Raw genomic sequence first — 7593 nt, 5'->3', positions numbered from 1 at the left:
GAAACTATGAATAACAAACACTGCGAAGATTGCAGTAGCCTAGCAGGGCTACTATTCTTAATTGCGATAATATTCTGCATTGCCAAGTGTGCGTGCTAGAATGGGGATGAGTGAAAAAGATAAAGCGGAAATAGCAGAGGCGGAAAAGCTTGTTGAGTTTTTGGAATGGGAAATGCACGCCTATCATTGCCGTGCGAAAAACTTAGAACCCTTCTCGTATGGCGAATGGCGGGCACTAAATCGGCAACTAAAGCGGAACCTACCAGAGCAGGAACAACCAAAGCCCCAACTGAGTATAGAGGAAGCGAAAGAGAAGCGATGGCAGATAGTTGATATATGTATGCTAATGGCTTTTGGTTTCGCCATTCTTCTGCTTTTGGGCTACTAGGAACAGTAAGCCGCCCCACCGAAAAGCCGTAGCAGGAAGCCCCGCCAGCCGTTGACCAAACCTTGTCCAGCCGTTTCAAAAAAGTGTGAGAAATAGCCAGCTTGCAAAGTGGGGCACTATGCCCCAATGTTATTTAACGACTGGAAAGCATGGACAAATTCGGCCTTTCACGCCGGCGACACGGGTTCGAATCCCGTTGGGGACGCTTATCAGCCCTTCGGGGCCCGCTGGGGTGAGGCGATGCGCGTCGCGCGCGGAGCGATCCTTCTCGCGTCGGTCGCGTGCGCGGCGTTCTTCATCTCGCTGTTCGTCGCGTGCGGGGGCACGGGCAAGCCCGAGGACTTCTTCGGCGTCTGGGACGTCAACACCAAGCTCGTGGCCGGGTCGAGCCCCGTCAACCCCCAGTACAAGGAGGGGGACATTCGGGCCGACGCGTGGACCATCGCGGGGACGCTCGACCAGGCCAGCCTCACGGGGAATCAAGGGACTGTGCCGGGGCGGATCGTCGGAACGACCGCGACCTTCGACATCCAGGTGAACACGGGGCTCGGCATTGTCGCCAAAGGCCACTTCGAGCTCTTCCTGACGGGCTCGCGGTCCCTCAAGGGCACGATCAACGCCGACTACTTCAGCGCGCAATTCGGCTACAAGGTGGGGATGGACGCCTGGAGCGCCGAGGCCGTCAAACGCTGAGGCTGCGAGAGGTGAGGGCCTCCCGGGGCAAGGCGAGCTATTGCGGCCCCGCGAGGGCCCGGAGCTCGCGCCGGACGCTCACGCGCCGCGGGCGGGAGCGTCCAGGACCTGCCGGACGCGGCGGGCGAGCGTGTCCGAGAGGAAGGGCTTCTCGAGAAACGGCGCCCCCCCGTTGAGCACGCCCCGGTGCACGATGGTGTCCTCGGTGTAGCCCGACATGTAGAGCACGCGCAGGTCGGGCCGTCGCTCGGCGAGCCAGACGGCGAGGTGGCGCCCGCTCAGGCCCGGAAGCACCACGTCGGTGAGCAAGAGGTCCACCGGACCGTGGTACTCGTGCATCAGCGCCATGGCTGCCTCGGCGTGAGGCGCCTCGAGGACGTGGTAGCCGTGCTGCATGAGGGCGCGCCGCACGAACTCGCGCACGCCGGGCTCGTCCTCCACGACGAGCACCGTCTCCGTGCCGCCCAGGCGCCCCTCGAGGGGCGTCTCGCTCGCCACCGCGCTGCGGGCGCGCTCGTCGGTGACGGGGAGGTAGATCTTGAAGGTCGTTCCCTGGCCCAGCTCGCTGTAGACCCAGATGTGACCGCCGCTCTGGCGCACGATGCCGTAGACCGTCGAGAGCCCGAGCCCCGTCCCCTTCCCGCTGGCCTTGGTGGTGAAGAAGGGCTCGAAGATGCGGTCCCGCACGGCAGGAGCGATGCCGATCCCCGTGTCGGTGACGGCGATGAGGACGTAGTCCCCCGGGGTGAGCTCGGGGTGCTGCCGCGCGTACTCGGCGTCGAGATGCGCGTTCGCGGTCTCGATGGTGAGCAGGCCTCCCTCGGGCATCGCGTCGCGCGCGTTGATCGCGAGGTTCAGCACGACCTGCGTGAGCTGCGCGGGGTCGACCTTGACCAGGGCCAGCGAGGGGGCGAGGGCGAGCTTGACGTGGACGTTCTCGCCGAGGGTGCGGGCGAGCATCCGGTCCGCCTCGCAGATCGCCTCGTTCACGTCGAGCACGATGGGCTGAAGCACCTGCCGCCGGCTGAAGGCGAGGAGCTGCCGCACGAGGTCGCGCGCGTGCTCGCCGGCGGCGAGGACGTGGTCGAGGTCGGCTCGGAGCCGACTGTCCGCGGGGAGCTCGGCGAGCATCACGCCCCCGAAGCCGAGGATGACCGAGAGCGCGTTGTTGAAGTCGTGCGCCACGCCGCCGGCGAGCTGCCCCACGGCCTCCATTTTTTGCGCCTGCAGCAGCTGGGCCTCGAGCTGCTTGCGCTCCGTGATGTCCTGGATCGTGCCCGTGAGGCGCCGTCGCCCCGGGACGCCGCCCTCGGGGATCGCCGTCTTCAGCCGCACCCACCGGAGCGTGCCATCGGAGCGGAGCACGCGGTGCTCGAGGTCGATCGGCCGGCCGTCGCTCCAGGTGGCCGCGAAGGCCTCGCCGAGGGCCTTCCAGTCCTCTTTGGGAATGGCGCTCCGCGCGCGGTCGTAGGTGGCCGGGGTCTCCTCCGAAAAACCGAAGATGCGGAAGGCCTCGTGGGACCAGCGCACGAGCGGGAGTTCGTCCTCGCGGATCTCGAGGCTGCCGATGTGCGCCACGGCCTGCGCCTCTTCGAGCATGCGCTGCTGTTCGCGGAGCTGCTCGACGGCCACGTGCTCGGCCGTCACGTCGCGGTGGCTCGCCACCAGCGCGTGGACCGTGGGGTCGTGGAGGAGGTTCACCATCCGCGCCTCGACCCAGATCCAGCGCCCTTCCTTGTGCCGGATGCGGTAGCGCGCCGTGACCGGCGTGCCCGGCTGGCCGAGGAGCGTGGGGAGCACGCCCAGCATCGCCGGATAATCGTCCGGGTGGCCGAGCTCCGCCGCGTGACGGCCGACGAGCTCGTCCGGGCGGTAGCCGAGCATGTGCTCCACCGACGGGGAGGCCCAGCCGATCGTGCCGTTCGCGCCGGTCAGGTAGACGGCGTCGCTCCCCTGCTCGGCGATGGCGCGAAAATGCCTCTCGCGTGCCGCGAGCTCGTCGGCGATGCGCTGTCTCTCGACGATGTCCTGCAGGCGGTCGGTCACGTCCCGCAGGGTGACGAGGACGTGTTGCCGTCCCCCACGGCCACCGTCGATGCGCAGCGCGTAGCCTTCCACGGCCAGGCGACCGGCTGGCGCGGAGGGGTGTCCCTCGGCGTCGAGCCGCTCGTACCAGCTGGCGTGCAGGTAGGCCACGCCCGTGCGCATCGCCTCGGCAAAGGTGGCCTCCTCGGAGCCCTGCCCCGCTACGCCGTCCCGCCGAAGGTTCATCCCGGGCGGGGGACTCGCCCCGAAGAGGCGCGCGTAGCCGCCGCTCGCCAGGAGGACCTCGCCGTCGGGCCGGCAGAGCAGGACGGCCACGGGGGTGCGAATCCAGAGGATCTCGTGGAGACCGTACGGATCCTCGAATTCCTCGCCGATCGTGCGCAGCAGCGCTTCGCGGTCCATAAGCCCTTCCCGGCGCCCCTTCCCCCGAAGGTCACGTATCGCCCCAAGGGATAGCAGAGGTCCCAAAGGGCGACGAGCAGGGGCCTGCGCTCGCCGCCCGGGTCGCGAGGAGCGCTACAGCAAGGCTCTCCGCAGGTCGCCGACCACGTCCCGTAGCACCTCGCGGCGGTCGACCTGCGCGCGCGTGATGAACGGGATGATGCAGCCGCAGCGGTCGCAGTCGGCCTTCGGGCCGAGCATGCACGGGGTCTTGCGCTCGCCGTCGGGGCCGAAGACCGCGGCCGCCCGGCGGTAGATGCACGCGTCGGTGACCGAGCGGCAGGCGTCGCGCTTCATCAGTCGGTAGGCCCGCGGCGGAGCGAGGATGAAGTGCCCGTAGGCTTCCTTGAGCTCGAGCAATTCGTCGAGCACGCTGTCTCGCTCGGCGAGGGTCAGCGCCAGGTCGCCGTCGGCCTGGAGTCCCCGGATCGGGGTGTGGAACTCGAACATCACGTGCCGGACCGAGGTGGCGTCCCACTCGCGGATGAACTCCTCGATGCAGTGGGCGTTCCGGCGGTTGACGCAGTAGGTGACCATCACGTTCAGGTCGGGGCGGTCGGCGTGCGCCTTGCTCCGCGCGTAGGTGCCTTTGCCGCGGATGCTCTCGTGCACCTCCTCGGTTCCGTCGATGGAGATGAAGAAGTGCACGTCGGGCCAGCTGGGCAGCGGGATCGTGCCGCTCGTGACCACGATGTTGTACGGGAAGTAGCGCCGGCAGCGCTCCACGACCTCCCGGCGCACGAGCGGCTCGCCGCCCACCCAGCTGCACTGGAAGGCGTAGTAGGGGCGCGGCCAGGCCTCGCGCTTGAGCCGCTCCATCAGCGCGACCCAGCCCTCCACGGAGAGCTCGTCTCGCTTGTCGTAGCCCTGCTCGAAGAAGTAGCAGTGCTCGCAGCGCAGGGGACAGCGGGCGGTCACGTCGACGGAGCAGAACGAGTGGTCCGGGATGCCGAAGGCGAAGAAACCGGCCTTCACCAGGCGCCCGAGCCGGGCGCGTTCGACCGGCCGGGGCCGCGGTGCGTGGGGAAGCCTGAGCATGGGAAGAGCTCCTCCTCGTGCTCCTGGCCCCCCCTCGACCAGAACACCCGGATCGGACGTTACCACGCCGCATGGGTGGCCGGGGAAGAGCGAACGGGGAGGGAGCGGCCGGGTGCTGCCGGGAGTCGGCGCCATCACGTGGTGCGCAGCGCCTCGCGCACCTTCTGCTCGAGGGCCGGGCCGGAGAGGGGCTTCTCGAGCAGCAGGACCCCCGGCTCGAGGACGCCGTGGTGCGCGATGACCTCGTCGGAGTAGCCCGACATGTAGAGCACCTTCAGTCCCGGGCGCGCGGCGCGGAGGCGCTCTGCCAGCTGCTTGCCGCTGATGCGCGGCATGATGACGTCGGTGATGAGCAGGTGGACCGGGCCTGGGTGCTGCTCGATCGTCAGGAGCGCCTCGCCGCCGTTTCGCGCCTCGAGCACGCGGTAGCCCGCCTGGCGGAGCCAGCGGCGCGCGAACAGCCGTACGGCGTCGTCGTCCTCGACGACGAGCAGCGTCTCGTGGTTCTCCTTGCGCCCCGGCGCGACGGGATGGATGGCCGTGGCGGTCAGCGGTTCGTCGGTGCGCGGCAGCACGATCCGGAAGGTGGTGCCGATCCCCTGCTCGCTCTCGACGGTGATGTTCCCGCCGCTCTGCTCCACGATGCCGTGGACCGTCGAGAGGCCGAGCCCCGTCCCCTGGCCCAGCCCCTTGGTGGTGAAGAAGGGCTCGAAGACGCGCTCGATGGTGGCTCGGTCCATCCCGCTGCCGCTGTCCGTGACGCGGAGGAGGATCCGGCGCTCCGAGCCGGCCCGAAGGCCGGGCGTCGCGTCGGCGGCCCGGGCGGGCAGTTCCTCGGTCGCGACCGTCAGGAGGCCCCCGTCGGGCATGGAGTCGCGGGCGTTGACCGCCAGGTTCACGACGACCTGCTCGAGCTGGCCGGGGTCGACCTTGATCGGCGCGGTGCCGGGGGCGAGCTTCAGCTCCAGCTCCACGTCCTCGCCGATGATGCGGCGGAGCATGCGGCTCATCTCGGGCAGGCGTTCGTTCAGGTCCAGCACCTGGGGCTGCAGCACCTGGCGCCGGCTGAAGGCGAGGAGCTGGCGCGTGAGCTGAGCTGCCCGTTCCGAGGCCTCCAGGACCTGGGCCATGTCCTCGCGCAGCGGGTCGTGCTCGCCGAGCGCGTCGTGGACCACCTGGCCGAAACCGCTGATGGCCGAGAGCACGTTGTTGAAGTCGTGCGCGATCCCTCCCGCCAGCCGCCCCACGGCCTCCATGCGCTGGCTCTGCACGAGCTGCGCCTCGAGCTGCTTGCGGTCGGTGAGGTCCTGCACGGTGCCCAGCGCGTACGTGGCCTGACCTCCGGGCGGGATCATGATCTTCGTGACTACCCGGATCCAGCGCTCCCGGCCGTCGGGGTGATAGATTCGGTGCTCGAGGTCGAAGCCTTCGCGCGTGGCGAGGGCCCGCTCTCGCGCGCTGACGGCGCTCGGGATGTCGTCGGGGTGGATGAGTTGCATGATCGTGGCGAAGGAGAGGGGCGTGTTCTCGGGGAGGCCGAGGATGCGGTAGAGGCTCGGTGAGGCGCTGAGGAATCGACCCTCGGCGTTGGAAATGAAGCTGCCCATCAGGCTCAAGGATTGCGCGTCCTCGAGCATCTGTTCCCGCTCGACGAGGGCCGCCTGCGCCTCGTGCGATTCGGTCACGTCGTGCTGGTTCACCACCACGGCGCGGACGTCCTGGTCGTGAAGCAGGTTCGTGGCACGTCCCTCGATCCAGCGCCAGGCGCCGTCCTTGCGCCGCACCCGGTAGCGCGCCGTCACGGGAACGCCGGGGCTCTGCAGCATGCGCGCCCCCTGGGCTTCGACGTGGAGCCTGTCCTCCGGGTGCTGGAACTCCGTCGGGTGGCGTCCGACGAGCTCGTCGACCTCGTAGCCGAGCACGTGCCTCACCGAGGACGAGGCGTAGAGGATCGTGCCGTCCTCGCGGTGCAGCGTGATCACGTCGGCGCCGTGCTCCACGAGCGCCCGGAAGCGCCGCTCTCGCGCCTCGGCGGCCTCCTGCGCCCGGTGCCGCTCGGTCACGTCCTGCGCCAGGCCGAGCACGCCCGACAGGGCGCCGTGCGAGTCGCACTGGGGGAAGAGGCGCAGGTCGAAGACCCGTCCCGCGACGGCGCCGCTCCACGCGGCCTCGCGTCCGGTGAGAGCGCGACGGAGCAGCACGCCCGCCTCGGGGGGGAGCGTGCGCACCGCCTCGACGGCCGACCGTCCGAGGAGTTCGTGGCCTCGCAGGCCGATCGCGTCGAGTCCCTGGCCGTCGGCGAAGGTCACGTTCCCCGCCCGGTCGAGGCCGAAAAGGACCACCGGTGCGTGGCTCACCACGGTGCGAAGCTGCGTCTCCGCGGCGCGGACGGCGTGCAGCTCCCTGAGGCGTTCGGTGACGTCGCGGTAGATGACGACGACGGCCACGGTCTCGCCGGTGGCCGACTGCGCCCTCATCATGTACCCCTCGAGCGCGAGCCGCTCGGTGGGGGCGCCCTCGCGTTCCGGCCGGTCGTAGCCGCAGAGCGGCAGGGGGATCGTCCCGTCTGCCAGGCAGCGGGCGAAGAGGTCGCCCACGGGAGGCAGCCCCGGGATGCCGTCGCGGGCCAGGTTGTGTCCCGGCGGGGGCGTCCACCCGAGGACCCTCGGGAGCGACGGGGTGACGAGCAGGGTTTCGCCGTCCGGCCCGCAGATGAGCGTCGGGACGGGCGTGCCGCCCAGCAAGGCGGCGAACAGCGCGGCCGGGTCGGAGAAAGCGGACAGCCGGGACACGACGTTCGTGTAGTCGGTCAAGAGACCCCGTCCCCCCCGTCTCGCGGGCACACAGATGCCCTTATTCCATCGGCTCGCGGCGACGAAGCTGTAGGGAGAAACGCCGGTCGCGGCGTTCGCGCCGCAAGGTGCCGTGCTGGCGAGCCTTTCGCGGGCTCCTGGGGCGGGGCGCCTTGTCATCCCCGGCCGCATCGT

Annotated in this window: 5 protein-coding genes and 1 tRNA gene; 3 read left to right on the top strand and 3 right to left on the bottom strand. The window is 69.3% G+C overall.

Annotation, left to right across the window (positions count from 1 at the left end; translation table 11 throughout):
- Positions 1–106 precede the first annotated feature (106 nt).
- The 3 genes from IT371_22080 to IT371_22070 all read left to right on the top strand — a co-directional run bounded on the left by IT371_22080 (position 107) and on the right by IT371_22070 (position 1081).
- The gene (locus IT371_22080; protein ID MCC6750369.1) at positions 107–388 is read left to right on the top strand and encodes a hypothetical protein; all 282 of its coding nucleotides are present in this window, start codon (positions 107–109) and stop codon (positions 386–388) included.
- 120 nt (positions 389–508) lie between these two features.
- Positions 509–593, top strand: a tRNA-Ser gene (locus IT371_22075).
- A gap of 35 nt (positions 594–628) precedes the next feature.
- The gene (locus tag IT371_22070; protein ID MCC6750368.1) at positions 629–1081 is read left to right on the top strand and encodes a hypothetical protein; all 453 of its coding nucleotides are present in this window, start codon (positions 629–631) and stop codon (positions 1079–1081) included.
- A gap of 78 nt (positions 1082–1159) precedes the next feature.
- On the opposite strand, the gene IT371_22065 is transcribed toward IT371_22070, so the two are convergent.
- The 3 genes from IT371_22065 to IT371_22055 all read right to left on the bottom strand — a co-directional run bounded on the left by IT371_22065 (position 1160) and on the right by IT371_22055 (position 7449).
- Positions 1160–3529 (bottom strand): PAS domain S-box protein, encoded by a 2370-nt coding sequence (locus IT371_22065; GenBank protein ID MCC6750367.1) that lies wholly within the window; start codon positions 3527–3529, stop codon positions 1160–1162.
- 114 nt (positions 3530–3643) lie between these two features.
- Positions 3644–4606 (bottom strand): hypothetical protein, encoded by a 963-nt coding sequence (locus IT371_22060; GenBank protein ID MCC6750366.1) that lies wholly within the window; start codon positions 4604–4606, stop codon positions 3644–3646.
- Between the two features lie 134 nt (positions 4607–4740).
- Complete coding sequence (locus tag IT371_22055; GenBank protein ID MCC6750365.1) at positions 4741–7449, bottom strand: PAS domain S-box protein; 2709 nt, start codon at positions 7447–7449, stop codon at positions 4741–4743.
- Positions 7450–7593 lie beyond the last annotated feature (144 nt).

It is taken from the genome of Deltaproteobacteria bacterium, from assembly GCA_020848905.1.
In the GTDB taxonomy this organism is placed as follows: domain Bacteria; phylum Myxococcota_A; class Polyangia.
The sequence above is the reverse complement of the archived record's forward strand: the minus strand, read 5'-3'. Positions and strand labels throughout refer to the sequence as shown.

Bases quoted from the DNA above. Each gene is read 5' to 3' on its own strand.
- IT371_22080 (MCC6750369.1), top strand. From the start codon at position 107: ATGAGTGAAAAAGATAAAGCGGAAATAGCAGAGGCGGAAAAGCTTGTT.
- IT371_22070 (MCC6750368.1), top strand. From the start codon at position 629: ATGCGCGTCGCGCGCGGAGCGATCCTTCTCGCGTCGGTCGCGTGCGCG.
- IT371_22065 (MCC6750367.1), bottom strand. From the start codon at position 3,529: ATGGACCGCGAAGCGCTGCTGCGCACGATCGGCGAGGAATTCGAGGAT.
- IT371_22060 (MCC6750366.1), bottom strand. From the start codon at position 4,606: ATGCTCAGGCTTCCCCACGCACCGCGGCCCCGGCCGGTCGAACGCGCC.